General features: G+C 66.6%; 14 protein-coding genes and 3 tRNA genes. 12 read left to right on the top strand and 5 right to left on the bottom strand.

Translation table 11 applies throughout. The annotated features are described in order from the left end of the window. Positions 1-57: 57 nt before the first annotated feature. The 4 genes from LO787_RS15510 to rsmA all read left to right on the top strand — a co-directional run bounded on the left by LO787_RS15510 (position 58) and on the right by rsmA (position 5,802). On the top strand, positions 58-2,388 hold the full coding sequence (locus LO787_RS15510) for an LPS-assembly protein LptD (RefSeq protein ID WP_232491905.1): 2,331 nt from the start codon (positions 58-60) through the stop codon (positions 2,386-2,388). A 189-nt stretch (positions 2,389-2,577) separates the two neighbouring features. Continuing rightward, positions 2,578-3,954, top strand: coding sequence for a peptidylprolyl isomerase (locus tag LO787_RS15505; protein WP_420847758.1), 1,377 nt, complete (start codon positions 2,578-2,580; stop codon positions 3,952-3,954). A gap of 7 nt (positions 3,955-3,961) precedes the next feature. Further along, positions 3,962-4,966, top strand: a complete 1,005-nt coding sequence (gene pdxA, locus LO787_RS15500; protein WP_232491904.1) for a 4-hydroxythreonine-4-phosphate dehydrogenase PdxA — start codon at positions 3,962-3,964, stop codon at positions 4,964-4,966. After that, positions 4,963-5,802, top strand: a complete 840-nt coding sequence (gene rsmA, locus LO787_RS15495) for a 16S rRNA (adenine(1518)-N(6)/adenine(1519)-N(6))-dimethyltransferase RsmA (protein WP_232491903.1) — start codon at positions 4,963-4,965, stop codon at positions 5,800-5,802. The genes pdxA and rsmA overlap by 4 nt, the downstream gene beginning before the upstream one ends. 536 nt (positions 5,803-6,338) lie before the next feature. Here rsmA and secF read toward each other — a convergent pair. From secF to yajC, 3 genes are read right to left on the bottom strand one after another with little or no spacing between them, the layout of a single operon-like run. After that, complete coding sequence (gene secF / locus LO787_RS15490) at positions 6,339-7,328, bottom strand: protein translocase subunit SecF (RefSeq protein WP_232491902.1); 990 nt, start codon at positions 7,326-7,328, stop codon at positions 6,339-6,341. A 16-nt stretch (positions 7,329-7,344) separates the two neighbouring features. Then, entirely contained in the window at positions 7,345-8,955 is a 1,611-nt protein-coding gene (secD, locus tag LO787_RS15485; RefSeq protein ID WP_232491901.1) for a protein translocase subunit SecD, read from the bottom strand. Positions 8,956-8,983: 28 nt separating this feature from the next. Then, on the bottom strand, positions 8,984-9,319 hold the full coding sequence (gene yajC / locus LO787_RS15480; protein WP_232491900.1) for a preprotein translocase subunit YajC: 336 nt from the start codon (positions 9,317-9,319) through the stop codon (positions 8,984-8,986). A gap of 283 nt (positions 9,320-9,602) precedes the next feature. On the opposite strand from yajC, the gene LO787_RS15475 reads away from it, so the two are divergent. The 4 genes from LO787_RS15475 (at position 9,603) to aroQ (ending at position 11,370) form a co-directional block, all read left to right on the top strand. Continuing rightward, positions 9,603-9,679, top strand: a tRNA-Pro gene (locus tag LO787_RS15475). A 341-nt stretch (positions 9,680-10,020) separates the two neighbouring features. Beyond that, complete coding sequence (locus LO787_RS15470) at positions 10,021-10,434, top strand: holin family protein (RefSeq protein ID WP_232491899.1); 414 nt, start codon at positions 10,021-10,023, stop codon at positions 10,432-10,434. A gap of 67 nt (positions 10,435-10,501) precedes the next feature. Further along, positions 10,502-10,858 carry a hypothetical protein gene (locus tag LO787_RS15465; protein ID WP_232491898.1) on the top strand — a complete coding sequence of 119 codons (357 nt, stop codon included), beginning with the start codon at positions 10,502-10,504 and terminating at the stop codon, positions 10,856-10,858. Between the two features lie 74 nt (positions 10,859-10,932). Next, a complete protein-coding gene (aroQ, locus tag LO787_RS15460) occupies positions 10,933-11,370 on the top strand; it encodes a type II 3-dehydroquinate dehydratase (RefSeq protein ID WP_232491897.1) in 438 nt (145 codons plus the stop codon). Between the two features lie 93 nt (positions 11,371-11,463). Here the strand turns inward: aroQ and LO787_RS15455 are convergent, their stop codons facing one another. Both LO787_RS15455 and LO787_RS15450 read right to left on the bottom strand, forming a co-directional pair. After that, on the bottom strand, positions 11,464-11,940 hold the full coding sequence (locus tag LO787_RS15455) for a hypothetical protein (RefSeq protein WP_232491896.1): 477 nt from the start codon (positions 11,938-11,940) through the stop codon (positions 11,464-11,466). A gap of 13 nt (positions 11,941-11,953) precedes the next feature. Continuing rightward, entirely contained in the window at positions 11,954-12,418 is a 465-nt protein-coding gene (locus tag LO787_RS15450; RefSeq protein WP_232491895.1) for an Lrp/AsnC family transcriptional regulator, read from the bottom strand. A 256-nt stretch (positions 12,419-12,674) separates the two neighbouring features. On the opposite strand from LO787_RS15450, the gene LO787_RS15445 reads away from it, so the two are divergent. The 4 genes from LO787_RS15445 (at position 12,675) to LO787_RS15430 (ending at position 15,881) form a co-directional block, all read left to right on the top strand. After that, positions 12,675-14,555: a sensor histidine kinase gene (locus tag LO787_RS15445; protein ID WP_232491894.1), complete on the top strand. Its 1,881-nt coding sequence runs from the start codon at positions 12,675-12,677 to the stop codon at positions 14,553-14,555. A 37-nt stretch (positions 14,556-14,592) separates the two neighbouring features. Further along, the gene (locus LO787_RS15440) at positions 14,593-15,597 is read left to right on the top strand and encodes a polysaccharide deacetylase family protein (protein WP_232491893.1); all 1,005 of its coding nucleotides are present in this window, start codon (positions 14,593-14,595) and stop codon (positions 15,595-15,597) included. Positions 15,598-15,675: 78 nt separating this feature from the next. After that, a tRNA-Ile gene (locus LO787_RS15435) sits at positions 15,676-15,751 on the top strand. A 53-nt stretch (positions 15,752-15,804) separates the two neighbouring features. After that, a tRNA-Pro gene (locus LO787_RS15430) sits at positions 15,805-15,881 on the top strand. Positions 15,882-16,006: the final 125 nt, after the last annotated feature.

Genomic DNA, 16,006 nt, shown 5'->3' with positions numbered 1-16,006 from the left:
CGCGCTTCACCGCATGACTGGATTGCAGTTAGAAGCAGCCGGTGCGATAGGCAAGCCATGCTCCCAGCCGCGCAGACCAAGCTGCAAGCCCCGACCGACCGACCGGACCGCAGCCTGCGCTCCCTCTCGCTTTGCGCGCTCGGCCTGGGGATTTCCCTGCTTTCGCTCCCCCACGCCGCGCTTGCGCAGGACGTGGCACGGCCCGTCGACACCGGCCCGATCGAGGGCGCGCCCGCCGCCCCGCCGCCGTCCAACGGCGACAGCGAGCCCGTCTCGTTCGAGGCGGACGACGTCCAGTACGAACAGAACAGCGAGCTGGTGACCGCAACCGGCAACGTCGTCCTGCGCCGCCGCGACGAGAAGGGACAGGTCCAGTCCGTCCGTTCCGACAAGGTGACGTGGGACCGCAAGAGCGGCAAGATCGTGGCCGACGGCAACGTCCGCATGGTCGATCAGGACGGCAACCAGCTCTACACCGAGCAGGTCGAGCTGACCGACGAGCTGAAGACCGGCATGATGGAGAACCTGCTCCTCGTCATGCGCGAAGGCGGTCGCCTCGCCGCGCTGAAGGGAGAGCGGATCGCCAACGGCGACGTGATCCTCAACCGCGCCGCCTACACCGGCTGCGACGTCGCCGATGACGACGGCTGCCCCAAGAAGCCGACCTGGCGCATTCTCGCCAAGCAGGTGGTCTACTCGGATTCGCAGAAGCGCGTCAGCTTCAAGGACGCGCGGATCGAACTGTTCGACGTGATCCAGTTGCCGCTGTTCGGCCTGACCGTCAGCACCGACGGCCATGCGGTTTCGGGCTTCCTGATGCCGGACATCAAGTCCAGCCCGTCGAACGGCATCGAAATCGCGCAATCCTACTACTGGAAGTTGGCCGAGAACCGTGACCTCACCGGCACGTTCTCCGCCTTCACCAAGGCTGCGCCGATGGCGACCGTGCAGTATCGCGCCCTCACCGACGTCGGCGCGTACCAGATCACCGGCTATGCCACGACCAGCAGCCGCATCCCCATCGCCGACGGCACCATCACGCCCGACAGCGAGCGCGCCTTCCGCGGCTATGTCTTCGCCAACGGCCGCCTCCAGCTCGACGACAACTGGAGCGTCACCGCCTCGATCCGCCGCGCGACCGACCGCACCTTCCTGCGCCGCTACGACATCAGCCGCGACGACCGCCTGCGCTCGATGGTGGAACTGGAGCGGATCGACCAGGACAGCTACTTCTCGCTGGCGGGCTACGCCACGCAGACGCTGGTGGCGGACCGCAAGCAGGGCCTGATCCCGGTGGCGCTGCCGGTGCTCGACTATCGCCGCCGCATCGACGACCCGCTGCTCGGCGGCAAGTTCGAGGTGCAGGTCAATTCGCTCGGCATCACCCGCGCCGACGGACAGGATGTCCAGCGCGCCTTCGCCTACGGCCAGTGGTCGCTGCGTCGCCTCACCGAAATGGGGCAGGAACTGACCATCACCGGCCTCGTGCGCGGCGACGTCTACCATTCGGATGAGAATTCGCTGACCACCGAAGACCTCTATCGCGGTCTCCCCGGCTGGCAGGGACGCGGCGTCGCGACGGCGGCGGTCGACGTGAAGTGGCCGCTCGTCGGGCAGATCTTCGGCGGCACGCAGGTGCTCACGCCGCGCATCCAGATGGTCGCCAGCCCGCGCATCAGGAACCTCGACATTCCGAACGAGGATTCGCGCGCGATCGAGCTCGACACCGGCAACCTCTTCGCGATCAACCGCTTCCCCGGCTACGACCGGGTCGAGGACGGTGTGCGCTTCACCTATGGCTTCGACTGGCAGTTCGAGCGTTCGCGCTGGCGCATCAAGAGCACCGTCGGCCAGTCGGTGCGCCTCAGCAACCGGGCGAAGATGCTGCCCGACGGCACCGGTCTCGCCAACAAGACCTCCGACATCGTGGGCCGGACCGAGATCCGCTACCGCGACTTCCTCAACTTCATCCATCGCTTCCGCGTCGACAAGGATTCGCTGGCCGTGCGCCGCAACGAATTCGACGCGGTGATCGGCAACACGCGCAGCTACCTCGAACTGGGCTACACCAAGCTCAACCGCGATATCTCGGCGGATATCGAGGACTTGCAGAACCGCGAGGAACTGCGCGCCGCCGGTCGCATCGCCTTTGCGAAGTACTGGTCGCTGTTCGGCTCGGCGGTCATCAACATGACCGACCGCAGCGAGGACGCGATCAACGGGTCGGACGGCTTCCAGCCCCTGCGCACGCGCCTCGGCGCGGCCTACGAGGACGACTGCATGCAGCTCTCGCTCACCTGGCGGCGCGACTACGTGGCGCTGGGCGACGTGCGGCGCGGCGACTCCTTCCAGCTCGGCTTCACGCTCAAGGGGATCGGCGGGCGCTGATCGGTCGCTTTCGGGACATGTCGCCGAAACATTGGCACTATCCCGCAAAGCCGCTATCGGGTGTGCTCATTTTCAGTTAAGCCGCCGCGGCGCAGGTGCGACTTACTATTGCGGCAGGTTTCCTCGGGTTAGAGGCGCCTGTCGATGATGATCCGGCCACGGCCGGTCGAAGACGGGATTGAAATCACGGTGCAAGCAGTCAATCGCAGTGTTTCTGGGCGCAGGATTTCCGGGCGCAAGTTGCTCAGGCGCGCGCTCCTCTGTGTCGGCGGCATCGCCGCGATCTCGGCAGCGGCGGGCTCCTACGCCCAGTCGGCTCCGCAGGGTGAGATCGTCATCCCGGACGACGTGAAGATCTTCGGCAACGACAACCCGAACATGCGCCGCGCCACCGCGGTCGTGAACGGCGACGTCATCACCGGCACCGACGTCGACCAGCGCCTCGCGCTCATCGTCGCGGCGAACCAGGGCAAGATCGACGAAGAGGAAATGAAGCGCCTGCGCCTGCAGGTTCTGCGCAACCTCATCGACGAGACGCTTCAGATCCAGGAAGCCAAGGCCGCCGACGTCTCGGTCGAGGATGCCGAGGTCAACCAGTCCTACGCCCGCGTCGCGCAGCAGAACTTCGGCCAGAACACCGCCGCGATGGACTCCTACCTCAAGCGCGTCGGCTCCTCGGCAGATTCGCTCAAGCGCCAGATCCGCGGCGAGCTTTCGTGGCAGCGCCTGCTCCAGCGCAACGTCCAGCCGTTCATCAACGTCTCCGACGACGAAGTGAACGACGTGCTGGCGCGCCTCAAGGCCGCCAAGGGCACCGACGAGTACCGTCTGGGCGAAATCTACCTCGCCGCGAGCACCGAATCGCGCGAACAGGTCTACCAGAACGCCACGCAGATCGTGCAGCAGCTCAAGCAGGGCGGCAGCTTCGTCGCCTATGCGCGCCAGTATTCGCAGGCGAGCACGGCATCGGTCGGCGGCGATCTCGGCTGGGTGCGTCTCGCGCAGCTTCCCACCGAACTTCAGGCCGCCGCGCGCGACATGGAATCCGGCCAGCTCATCGGCCCGATCGAAGTGCCGGGCGGCTTCGACATCCTGTACCTGATCGACAAGCGCAAGGTGCTCACCGCCGACCCGCGCGATGCGATCCTCTCGCTCAAGCAGATCTCGCTTCCCTTCCCCAAGGGCGTGAGCGAGGCCGAGGCGGGCAAGCGCGCCGAAGCCTTCTCCACCGCGATGAAGGCGGCCAAGGGCTGCGGCGACGTCGATGAAGTCGCCAAGGGCGTCGGCGCGCAGGTCGTGACCAACGACCAGGTCAAGGCGCGCGACCTGCCCGCGCAGATCCAGAACTCGATCCTCCAGCTCTCGCCCGGCGAGACGCTGCCGCCGTTCGGCTCGCTGGAAGACGGCGTGCGCATCCTCATGCTGTGCGGCCGCGACGATCCTCAGACCGATTCCGGCCCGAGCTTCGAGCAGCTCCAGGCGCAGCTCGAGGACGACCGCGTGAACAAGCGCGCGCAGACCTACCTGCGCGACCTGCGCCGCGATGCGGTCATCGAATACAACTGATGGTGCGATGAGCATGGCGGCTCTGCTCGCCGTTTCGCTGGGCGATCCTTCCGGGATCGCCCCCGAAGTGATCGCGGAAAGCTGGCTACGGCGCGAGGAACAGGCCCTCGCGCCGTTCTTCGTCGTGGGCGGCGCGCAAGTATTGCGCGCGGCAGCGGCATCGCGCGGGATCGACCTGCCGGTAGTCTCCATCGCCAGCCCTGGCGACGCAGCGCAGATGTTCGCCACCGCCCTGCCCGTACTCGGCGACGAGGACTGCGCGCCCTCCTTCGGCGCACCGACCGTCGAAGGCGCGAAGCTCACGCTCCACTCGCTGACCCGCGCCACCGAACTGGCGCTTTCGGGCGAGGTGGGCGCGGTCGTCACCGGCCCCATCGCCAAGTCGAAGCTCGCCGAAGTCGGCTTCACCCAGCCCGGCCAGACCGAATTCCTCGCCGACGCCAGCGGCTTGTCGCACGACGCGGCGGTGATGATGCTGGCGGGCCCCTCGCTGCGCACCGTGCCGCTGACCGTGCACGAGGCGCTGGCGGCGGTCCCCGGCCTCGTCACGCGAAGCCTGATCGAGAGCAAGGCCCGCATCGTCGCGCGCGCCCTCGCCCGCGACTTTGGCCTGCCGAGCCCCCGCATCGCGATCACCGGCCTCAACCCCCACGCGGGCGAGGACGGTCGCATGGGCACCGAGGACCGCGACGTCATCGTCCCCGCCATCGCCGCGCTGCTGGCCGAGGGCCTCGCCGTTACCGGCCCCCACCCCGCCGACGCGCTCTTCGCCGCCCATGCCCGCAGCGGCTACGACGTGGCGCTGTGCATGTACCACGACCAGGCGCTGATCCCGATCAAGACGCTCGACTTCGACCAGGGCGTGAACGTCACGCTCGGCCTGCCCATCGTGCGCACCTCGCCCGACCACGGCACCGCCTTCGCCATCGCCGGCAAGGGCGTAGCGAGCGCCGGTGCCATGATCGCCGCGATCCGCATGGCCGGGGAATGCGCGCGCAGGAGAGCCGCATGACCACCACCCTTCCTCCCCAATTGCCGCCATTGCGCGAAGTCATCGCCCGTCATGGCCTCTCCGCCTCCAAGTCGCTCGGCCAGAACTTCCTGTTCGACGAGCAGCTTCTCGACCGCATCGCCGCGATCCCCGGATCGCTGGAGGGCAAGGACGTGCTGGAAGTCGGCCCCGGGCCCGGCGGCCTCACCCGCGCGCTGCTGCGCGCCGGGGCGAACGTCACCGCCATCGAGATGGACCGCCGCTGCCTGCCCGCCCTCGCCGAACTGGCCGAGGCGTTCCCCGGCAAGCTCAAGGTGATCGAGGGCGACGCGCTCAAGATCGATCCGAAGACGCTGTTCGACGGCCCGTACCACATCCTCTCGAACCTGCCCTACAACGTCGGCACGGCGCTGTTCACCGGCTGGCTTTCGGGCGAGACCTGGCCGCCGCAGTGGTCCTCGCTGACGCTGATGTTCCAGGAGGAAGTCGCCCGCCGCATCGTCGCCGAGCCGGATACGTCCGCCTACGGCCGCCTTGCCGTGCTGGCGCAGTGGCGTGCGAAGTCTAAGCTGGCGATGAAGGTCCATCGCAGCGCCTTCACCCCGCCGCCCAAGGTCATGTCCGCCATCGTCCACGTCACTCCCGGCGATGCGCCCGAGGGCGTCTCCATGCGCGTGCTGGAGCGCGTGACCGAAGCCGCCTTCGGCCAGCGCCGCAAGATGCTGCGTCAAAGCCTCAAGGGCGTCCCCGGCGCGCTGGACGCGCTGGAAGCACTCGGCATCGACCCGCAGCGCCGCGCGGAAACGCTGTCGGTGGCGGAGTTCGTGAGCGTGGGCAAGGCGCTGACGAAGGGCTGACGTCGTCCCGGACCTGATCCGGGACCGCTGGCTATCTTTAGGCGCACCCTGACGCTGGGGCTTCGACAAGCTCAGCCTGAGCGGGATTGAGGCATCGGGTTTGTGGCGGTTAGCGGTCATCCGTCATCCCGGCGTATGCCGGGACCGTGGGCAAGTCTTGAGGCGATAGCTATCGTCAGAGCGCCCCAACGTGAGGTCGCTTCTAAAGACAGCCCACGGTCCCGGCATACGCCGGGATGACGACCATGGGAAACGTCCGCAATGGAGCGTTGCTTGCCGTTTGCATCGCGGGAAGAAAAGCAAAGAACGGTTCACGCTGAGGCGCAGAGATGTCGTGTTTGCGGCGACCTCTCCCCCTCATTTCACGGGTGCGTTTGCCTCATCGTTGAAACAGGGAGAAAGCCTGCGGCGCTGCGCGACACCTCTGCGCCTCCGCGCCTCTGCGTGAACCCTCTTTTCTTTCTATCCCGAACCAAACGAAAAGGCCCGCCCCGCATCGCGCGGAACGGGCCTTTCCCTTAACCGATATCCCGAAATCAGGGCTGCGGCTGGCCACGCTCGCGCGCGAGGCGCTCCTGGCGGTCGATCGCCGATTCGGTCTGCACGAAGCTGTCCGACTTCACGCCCAGCCAGATCAGGATCGGCGCAGACATGAAGATCGAGCTGTAGGTGCCGATGAAAATGCCGAGCGTAATGGCGGCAGTGAAGCCGAAGATCACGTCCGGACCCAGCAGCAGCAGCGCCACCAGCATGATGAGGATCGACAGCGAGGTCACGACGGTGCGCGACAGCGTCTCGTTCACCGACAGGTCGAGCAGTTCGGCCATCGGCATGCGGCGGTGCTTCTTGAGGTTCTCGCGGATGCGGTCGTAGACCACGATCTTGTCGTTCAGCGAGTAGCCCAGCAGCGTCAGCAACGCGGCGACGATGTTGAGGTCGAACTCCATCTGCGTCAGCGAGAACATGCCCACGGTCAGCAGGATGTCCTGCACCAGCGCGAACAGCGCACCGGCCGCGAACTGCCACTCGAAGCGCACCCAGATGTAGATCGAGATGCACAGCATCGCGAGGCTGAGCGCCAGCACGCCGGTCTTGAGCAGTTCACCCGAGACCTTGCCCGAGACGGAATCGACGCCGTCGATACGCGCATCGGGGAAGGTCTGCTTTACCGAAGTGGTGATCTTGCGTGCCATCGCGTCGGCCAGCTGCGGCTGCGACTCGGTGCCCTCGGGCAGCTTCATGCGCAGCGAGACCTCGTTCGGCTTGCCGAAGGTCTGCACCACCGGCTCGCCGTAGCCGAGCTTTTCGACCGCCTGCGTCAGCGGGGCGATCGGCGCGGTCGCGCTGCGCTCGAAGGTCACGCGGATCATCTGGCCGCCGACGAAATCGACGCCCAGGTTCAGTCCGTGGGTGAACAGCAGCACCACCGAGGCGACCATCAGCACGATGTTGCTGATGAAAAACGGCCACTGCCACTTGAGGAAGTGGATGTTGGTGTTGTCGGGAATAAGCTTCAGGAGCTTCATGAGACGTCTTCCGAGCTTACAGGTTCAGGTCCGCCGGCCGCGTCTTGCGCAGCCAGCCGGCGACCCACATGCGGGTCAGGGTCACGGCGGTGAACACCGAGGTGACGATGCCGATCATCAGCACGACCGCGAAGCCGCGCACCGGGCCGGAGCCGAAGGCGAACATCAGCAGCGCCGCGATCGAGTTGGTGATGTTGGCGTCGAAGATAGCACGGCTCGCTTCCTTGTAGCCCAGTTCGACCGACTGGACGACGCGGCGGCCCTTGGACCGTTCCTCGCGGATGCGCTCGTTGATGAGCACGTTGGCGTCGACCGCCGCGCCCAGCGTCAGCACGAAGCCGGCGATGCCCGGCAGCGTCAGCGTGGTGCCGAACACCGCCATCACGCCCAGGATCATCACGATGTTGATGAGCAGCGCGCAGATGCAGGCATAGATGCCGAAGCGACCGTAAGTAAGGATGATGAAGATGACGAGCGCCAGCGTGCCGACGCCCATGGCGACGGCGCCCTTGTGGATCGCATCCGCGCCGAGGTCCGCGCCGACGGTGCGTTCCTCGACGACCTTGAGGTCGACCGGGAGCGCGCCCGAACGCAGCGCGATCGCCAGCTGCGTCGCCGATTTGGTCGTGAAGCTGCCCGAGATCTGCGCGCTGCCGCCCAGGATCGGCTCGTTGATCGACGGCGCCGAAAGCGCCTTGCCGTCGAGGATGATCGCGAAGCGCTTGCCGACGTTGGCGCTGGTCAGCTGCGCGAAACGCTCGCCGCCCTGCTGGTTGAAGGTGATGTCGACGACGGCCTGGTTGGTCTGCTGCTGGAACGCCTGCTTGGCGTTGGTCAGCTGGTCGCCCTTGATGCCGCCGAGGCGCTTGACCGCGATCAGAGCGGGCTGGCCGCCGGCCGCGCCTTCGGCATAAGGCACGATCTCGTCGCCCGGAGGCACGATGCCCTGTGCCAGATCGGCGGGGTTGGCGGTCTCGTCGACCATCTTGAATTCGAGCTTGGCGGTCTGGCCGAGCAGCGCCTTGAGCGCCGCCGGATCCTGCAGGCCGGGCACCTGCACGTCGATGCGCGTGCCGCCGAGGCGACGGATGTCGGGCTCCTTGGTGCCCAGCGCGTCGATGCGCTTGCGCACGACTTCGACCGCAGTGTCCATCGCGTTCGACACTTCGAGGTCGATGCCCGCAGCGGTGGGCGCGAGCACGAACTGGTTGCCGTTGACGACCTGGATGTCCCAGTCGCGCTGGCCGGTCAGCCCCGCGCCGGTGGTCAGCGGCAGCAGCGCCTCGCGCGCGGCGTCGACCTGCGTGGTGTCGCGCACGGTGAAGGTCAGGCGACCGCCACGGCTCGACACGTCGCCGATGGCGATGCGCGGCTCGGCGGCACCCAGCTTGGTGCGGACCGATTCCTCCATGCCTTCCAGACGCTGCTGGATGACCTGGTTGCGATCCGCCTCAAGCAGCAGGCGCGAACCGCCCGCAAGGTCGAGGCCGAGATTGACCTTGGGCGCAGGCACGCCTTCGGGCAGGTGGATGGAGGTGAAGGACAGCAGCGTGGGGATCGCCAGCGCGCAGAGCACCAGCGTCAGCCCCCAGTACCAGACCTTCTTCCAGATCGAGAATTCAAGCATCCTGTCGCTTTCCCAAAGACGCCGGCGGTCAGTCGTTCGCGGGCTTGGAGCCGGCGGGCGGGATCACGTCGACGATGGTCGACTTGAGCGCCTTCACCTTGACGCCCTGCGCCAGTTCGACTTCGGCGTAGTTGTCGTCGACCTTGACGATCTTGCCGATCAGGCCGCCGCCGGTCAGCACCTCGTCGCCCTTCTTGAGCTCGGAAAGCTTGGCCTTGTGCTCCTTCTGCTGCTTCATCTGCGGGCGCAGGATGAGGAACCAGAAGATCAGCGCCATCGCCACGAAGGGCATGTACGTGATCCAGGCCGGAGGCGACCCGGCGGGTGCGGCTGCGGCGAGCTGGGCGAGGATCGAGGTCTGCATGGAAATGATGGGCCTTCTCGTATCGCGTGTCGGGCGGCTATATCGCAAGCCGACCGGAGCTTGCGCGCATGACGGTATGATCCGCAGCCTGCGCGCAGGCGGATGCGGGCGGTTAGCAATAAAGCGAAGCGCTGGCAACGCGCGGACTGGCGCGCTTCCACCACCCTCGCCCCGGCAGATAGGGCTCTGGCCTCTCCGTTCAAGCGAGCCGGCATTGCGATGAAAAACTATGCGGCAGGCGCTTGCGCATCCTGAAAGACCTGCCTATAGGCCGCGCTCCGGTCGGGACGTAGCGCAGCCTGGTAGCGCATCACACTGGGGGTGTGGGGGTCGGAGGTTCGAATCCTCTCGTCCCGACCAACGAAAAAAGCCGTTTCCCGCGTCATGCAGGAAACGGCTTTTTTGTATCCGATGCGGTACTGAAGCGGCCTAGAAGCCGACCGAAGCGAGAAGCCAGTGGCGGACCGGCGCGCACAGGGCGGCAAAAGCCGCGGCAATTACGAGAACCTTGAACGTCGCCGTTTCGTACAGCTTGCGCTCCATCAGCATTCCTCTCTCTCTGTCGTTTATTGTGACAACAGGTGTAACACGCGTTTGCGTGTTGCAAAGCGGTGATTTCAGCCGCTCCGGCGAAATCTGTTTTCCTACACGAGCCGATATGGTTATCTGATTGCGAGTCACCCTTTTCGGAAGGACTCGCCATGCCTCTTCTCGATTCGCTGCTCGGCCCCGTCACCCGCATCATCGACAAGGTGGTGCCCGATCCCGAGGCGCGCGACCGGGCCAAGCTGGAACTGCTCAAGCTCGAGAACACGCAGGAACTGGAGATGCTGCAGGCCAGCCTTTCCGCCATCGTCGCCGAGGCCAATTCCCCCGATCCGTGGACGAGCCGCGCGCGGCCGAGCTTTCTCTATGTCATGTATGCCGTGATCCTCTGGGCGCTGCCGATGGGCGTGGTCGCCGCGTTCGATCCCGGCCTCGCCCGCGCCATCGGAACCGGGATGAACGGCTATCTGGCAGGGATCCCGGAGCCGCTCTACGCGCTCTTCGGCACCGGCTACCTCGGCTATTCGGCGATGCGCCAGTGGGGCAAGGTGAAGGGCTCGGACAAGTAGCCATGAGCGATGCGGGAAGCCGGTCGGTAAGCGAAACGCTAACCCTTTTCACGCTAAGGCTTCCCGCATGACCTCGCGCCGACCCACCCTTCGCCGGTTCCTGCTTGCCGCCCTGCCCGCGCTCGGCCTCGCCGCCTGCGGCCCGGCCGAGGCACCGGCCCCGTCCGAAAGCGACGCCGCCGCTCAGGCTGCGGAGGCAGAGGCCGCCGCCAGCGCAAAGGCCAAGGCCGAACGCGAGGCAAAGCTCGCCAGCTTCTATGGCGGCGGTGAACCCACGGCTGAGGACGCGGACAGGAAGAAGGATGCCGAGCGCGATTCCGCCGGGCCTCCCGCCAATGTCGAGGTCGGCGATCCGCCCCCGCCTCCGCCCCGTGCCATGAACCAGCCCGCCCCTCCCGATCCCGGTGGCCCGCCGGTCCAGTAACGCGCCCGGCCCGACTTGCGCAGACAGCCCGCCCCGCTAAAGCTGGCGGCGGACGAACGGAGATTGCGACGAACATGGCGGAAAAGCTGGTCTATGTGCTCAACGGCCCCAACCTCAACCGGCTGGGTAAGCGCGAGCCGACGATCTACGGATCGCAGACCCTCGACGACATCGGCGCGATGCTGGAGGAGCGGGGCGAGGCGCTGGGCCTCAGCGTCCTGATGTTCCAGTCCAACCACGAAGGCGATCTCGTCGACTGGCTGCACGAGGCGGACGACGCAGGCGCGCATGCCGTGCTGCTGAACGCCGGAGCCTATACCCATACCTCGGTGGCCCTGCTCGACGCCATCCGCTCGATCACCGCGCCGGTGATCGAGGTCCACCTCTCAAACCCGCACACGCGCGAGGAATTCCGACACACGTCATGGGTCGGCATGGCGGCGCAGGGCACCATCGCCGGCTTTGGCGCGCAGAGCTACGTGCTGGCGCTGGAAGCCGCTGCGGGGCTTTGAGCCAACCATTGCTCCGGAAATGTCCGGGACCGCTGGTTCACTCACGCAGACCTGTTGCCAGTGCGGCGGCCCGCTCATCACCGACGTCCCCGGTCAAGTCCTGGGCGACGCCTTGCATGGCTTGAGCACGCCGGATGCGTCACGAACCGAAACTATGTGCTGAACGGTCGCCATGACCTCTTTCTGCTGTGCTTCCATCTGCACAAGCGCGAAATTGCAGATACCCCGATCCGTCAGCGACATCAGCATCGCCCGAAAGTCCTGCGTGCTGGCTTGCGGCGAGAGGGCAGCAAGGAGGTAAGGGAGCGAGGCGGGTCCGTTCTCCTGCCGGATATATCCATCCAAAGACGCCAGCGTCTTTCCCTGAACGGTCCACACGTCACGCTGCGGCTCATATGCAGGCAGTTGTTCCAGGGATGCAGGATCGAGGATGACTCCTTCGGTGTTTGCACCCAGCACGAAGTCCGCCTCATCGTGCGCACCACCCCGCGTGAACCACCAAACGTTCGCCGCAACCAGCACAACCGCCGCCGCAACCAGCAGCGGCGTGCGCTTGGACTGTCCCTTCATGCGCATGACGAATTCAGCCCAGCGGCACGCCCGGGGTGCTCTTGGCGGTGCGGATCGTCAGCGAGGTCTTGACGCTGTCCACGTTGGGCGCGGGCGTCAGCTTGCTGGTCAGGAATTCCTGGAAGCTCTGCAGGTCGCGGCTGACGATCTTGAGGATGAAGTCGATCTCGCCGTTGAGCATGTGGCACTCGCGCACTTCGGGCAGGCCCTTCATGTGATCCTCGAAGGCGCGCAGCGATTCCTCGGCCTGGCTCTTGAGGCTGACCAGCGCGAAGACGGTGATCGTGAAGCCCAGCTTCGATGCGTCGAGATCGGCGTGATAGCCCTGAATCACGCCCGCTTCCTCGAGGCTGCGCACGCGGCGCAGGCACGGCGGGGCGGTCAGGCCCACGCGCTGGGCGAGTTCGACATTGGTGATACGACCTTCCGCCTGCAGTTCCGCAAGCAGGTGGCGGTCGATTTCATCGAGATTGATCATTCAAAAATCCTTGGGACAGGCACCCCTCACATCCCCGCGTTGCAACATCCACATCGAAAACGCCAGTGTGCCGTAATAATATTATGCCATAGCGTAATCGTCCCGCTTTGCAACGCCCGAAACTGCACTCTTTCGTTCGATGTGCGGTTTGCTACGAAAAGCGACCCGTCGTTTTCCTTATGGTAAACATCACCGGGCCATAGGACATGATCTGCCACGTGAAGCCGGGGCGCGATTTGCCGCGCCTGGAGATGGAATGTACTACGACGACCGCCTTGCCACTGTCCTGCGCGCGCCGCCCTCCGGGGACGGCATCGCGCGGATTCAGTTCAGGCAACTCGTCGACATTCTCGGCCAGACCCCCGATTCGCCCGAACCGAGCGAAATGGTCGATGCCGCCTTCGTCCGGTTGAGCCAGCTCGGCCGCCAGCTTCCCCCCGCCGACCGTGCGCGGCTCCTGCGCCAGCCGCTGCAGCCCATGGCGAATCCCCGCCTGCTGACATGGCTCGTAGGCGCAGAGCCCGACGTCGCCTGCGCCGCAATCGCGGCGGCCCGGCTCGACGACGCGGCATGGCTCGCGCTGATCCCGCGCCTGCCTGTGCGCGCGCGCGGCATCCTGCGTCATCGCCGCGATCTTTCCCCGCAGGTGGAAGGCCTGCTAGAGCGCCTCGGCGTGCGTGACCGCGCGCTGCCTCCCGCTCAAACGGAAGCCGTCGCATCCGGCGCCGAATCCGATTGGGCCGAACCGCGTCCGGAAGATCCCATTCCCGAAATCCCGCCTGCCCGTTTCCAGCGCCCGTCCGGCGACATCGCCGCCGACCAGGACATCTCGGACGACGTGCTCGAACTGCTCGACATGGCCGGCAACCCGCCGCCGCCCACCTCGCTGAGCGAATGGGCGCGCGCCCGTGCGGCGCAGCAGAAGGCCCAGCCGCACGGCACGGTGCAGGAAACCGCAGCACACCTCGTTGCCCCGCACCGCGAGGCGGGCATCGGCGCAATCGTCCGCCGCATCGAGGAATTCCGCAAGGCCCGCGAAGCCAAGGGCCCGCCCGACTTCCGCACCGATTCGCCACGCCTGCCGCTCGGCGACACCGCGCCCGTCGCGCAGCGCCTCGCCCTTGCGATCGACTTCACCACCGATGTCGAAGGTCGCATCGACTGGGCCGACGGCCCGCACGCGCCTTCGGTGACGGGCCTGTCGCTGGATGCCACCTCATCCGACCTTGCGCACGCCCTGCGCCAGCGCCTGCCGCTGCGCGGTACGCGAATCTCGGTCACCGGCGCTCCGGCGGTGAGCGGCCCGTGGCAGGTCGATGCGGTCGCCCGCTTCGAACATGGCCGCTTCGCCGGTTACTGCGGCCGCCTGCGCCGCCCTGCCCCGCCTATCGAAGTGCCGGTCGTCCCGGTTCCCGCCCATGCCGAGGCAGACCGGATGCGCGAGGTGCTCCACGAACTGCGCACCCCCGCCAATGCGATCCAGGTGGCCGCCGAGATCATCCAGCAGCAGCTCTATGGCCCGGCCCCGCACGAATACCGAGCCCTTGCCGCCGCCATCGCCGGGGACTGCGCGCATATCCTTGCCGGGTTCGAGGAACTGGACCGGCTGGTGAAGCTCGAATCGGGCGCGCTCCCGCTGGAGGACGGCGAATGCGACCTCGCCCGCGTCCTCGCCCAGACCATCGTGCGCCTGCGCGCCTGGACCGAGCCGCGCGGCAGCGGCTTCGCCCTCGCCGCTGACCTGTCCGCCGCAGCATTGCCGGTCCGCATCGCCCGCGCCGAAGTGGAGCGCCTCGTCTGGCGTCTGTTCGCCGCGCTCGCCGGATCAACCGCGCCGGGCGAGCGACTCGACCTCGGCTGGAGCCTGCATGGCGACATGGTCGATCTCAGCGTCACCCTGCCCGCCGTCCTCGCCGAGCGCGGGCCTGACGCCCTGTTCGATGCCGTCGCGGGAGAACGCGGACAGTCGCTCGCTGCTGGAATGTTCGGGATAGGCTTCACCCTGCGCCTCGCGGCTGCGGAAGCCTCCGCAGCCGGGGGCCTGCTTGGTCGCGTCGAGAACCGGCTCCACCTGTCGCTCCCCGCCTTGACCGGGACAGACACTGGGAATAGCAGTTCGGCAACTTTTCCGCAGTAATTCCTTGGGGATGCGCTCCATAGAGGAAACCGAACCGTTGCCGGGACCGAATCTCCTGGAGCCGCCGGGCAGGCAGGCTTTCGCCTCGTTTTCCGGGGATTTCGGCCAGCGCTTCATCGTCACCGTCGACACCGAGGAGGAGTTCGACTGGTCGGCCCCGCTCGACCGTGACACGCACAGCGTCGTCACCGTCCCAGCCCTGCGCAAGTTCCAGCAGTTCTGCGAAGGCTTCGGCGTCGTCCCATCGTACCTGATCGACTGGCCGGTGGCGGACTCCTCCTTCGCTCCCGAAGCGATCGGCGACGCCGTGTCGAACGGGCGCGCCGAAGTCGGCGTGCAGCTCCATCCCTGGGTGAGCCCGCCCTTCGTCGAGGAAGTGAACGAGCGCAACAGCTACGCGGGCAATCTTCCCTTCGAACTCGAACGCGAAAAGCTCCACACCCTGCGCGACCGCATCGAGCGCGCCTTCGGCACCGCCCCGCGCAGCTATCGCGCCGGGCGCTACGGCCTTGGCCCGCGCACGGCGGAAATCCTCATGGAATGTGGGATCGCCGTGGATACCTCGGTGCGCGCGCGATTCGACTACAGCGGCACCAACGGTCCCAATTACCGCGAGCACCCGCTGCGTCCCTATTGGGTGGATGCGGAACGCCGCCTGCTCGAAATGCCGCTGACGACCGTCTACTGGGGACCGCTGCGCCAGGTCGGCAACATCATCTACCCCCACCTCTGGCGCGCACCTTCCGTGCGCGGCGTACTGGCACGCACGGGTCTTCTCGAACGCATCCCGCTGACACCCGAAGGCATCACCGCCGAGGAAGCGCTACGCGGCGTGGACATCGCGATCGACGAAGGCCTGCCGGTGCTGGTCTTCTCCTTCCACAGCCCCTCGCTGGCGACCGGCCACACGCCTTACGTCCGCAACGAAGCCGATCTCGACGCGCTCTATGACTGGTGGCGCGCCCTGTTCACCCACCTCGCGCGGCGCGGCATCAAGCCCACAAGCATCGGCGAAATCATGAACTCTGTGCAACGCGGATAGAACGCCGCTTGCCTGATCCGTCGCGCCAAGCTAACGGGCTTGGCACCGGCCCTCGTCGATGGGGCCGGCCCGGCACGGGGGCCTGTAGCTCAGCGGTTAGAGCTGGCCGCTCATAACGGCTAGGTCGCGGGTTCGAATCCTGCCGGGCCCACCAATGCTGGAACGTCCTTCGCCCCAAGAAGTGACGAACATCGACAAACCCCAGGTCGGGGAGTGGCGCAGCCCGGTAGCGCGCCTGCTTTGGGAGCAGGATGTCGCAGGTTCGAATCCTGTCTCCCCGACCATTTCCCTTTTTCGTTCGAAACGGCGGCGGTCTGCAAAGGCCGCGACGACCGGGACGCCGGTCGCCGCGACCACTGCCGGTGACAGGGGGTTAGCCAGGGGCTGTACCCGTCGGCAGCGATGGCAG

The organism is Novosphingobium kaempferiae (genome assembly GCF_021227995.1).
Taxonomy (GTDB): Bacteria; Pseudomonadota; Alphaproteobacteria; order Sphingomonadales; family Sphingomonadaceae; genus Novosphingobium; species Novosphingobium kaempferiae.
Note: the sequence above shows the minus strand (reverse complement) of the source record. Positions and strands in the feature narration are given on the sequence as shown.

Excerpts from the sequence above, each read along its gene's own strand:
- LO787_RS15510 (WP_232491905.1), top strand. The coding sequence starts at position 58 with ATGCTCCCAGCCGCGCAGACCAAGCTGCAAGCCCCGACCGACCGACCG.
- pdxA (WP_232491904.1), top strand. The coding sequence starts at position 3,962 with ATGAGCATGGCGGCTCTGCTCGCCGTTTCGCTGGGCGATCCTTCCGGG.
- rsmA (WP_232491903.1), top strand. The coding sequence starts at position 4,963 with ATGACCACCACCCTTCCTCCCCAATTGCCGCCATTGCGCGAAGTCATC.
- secF (WP_232491902.1), bottom strand. The coding sequence starts at position 7,328 with ATGAAGCTCCTGAAGCTTATTCCCGACAACACCAACATCCACTTCCTC.
- secD (WP_232491901.1), bottom strand. The coding sequence starts at position 8,955 with ATGCTTGAATTCTCGATCTGGAAGAAGGTCTGGTACTGGGGGCTGACG.
- yajC (WP_232491900.1), bottom strand. The coding sequence starts at position 9,319 with ATGCAGACCTCGATCCTCGCCCAGCTCGCCGCAGCCGCACCCGCCGGG.
- LO787_RS15470 (WP_232491899.1), top strand. The coding sequence starts at position 10,021 with ATGCCTCTTCTCGATTCGCTGCTCGGCCCCGTCACCCGCATCATCGAC.
- LO787_RS15465 (WP_232491898.1), top strand. The coding sequence starts at position 10,502 with ATGACCTCGCGCCGACCCACCCTTCGCCGGTTCCTGCTTGCCGCCCTG.
- aroQ (WP_232491897.1), top strand. The coding sequence starts at position 10,933 with ATGGCGGAAAAGCTGGTCTATGTGCTCAACGGCCCCAACCTCAACCGG.
- LO787_RS15455 (WP_232491896.1), bottom strand. The coding sequence starts at position 11,940 with ATGAAGGGACAGTCCAAGCGCACGCCGCTGCTGGTTGCGGCGGCGGTT.
- LO787_RS15450 (WP_232491895.1), bottom strand. The coding sequence starts at position 12,418 with ATGATCAATCTCGATGAAATCGACCGCCACCTGCTTGCGGAACTGCAG.
- LO787_RS15445 (WP_232491894.1), top strand. The coding sequence starts at position 12,675 with ATGTACTACGACGACCGCCTTGCCACTGTCCTGCGCGCGCCGCCCTCC.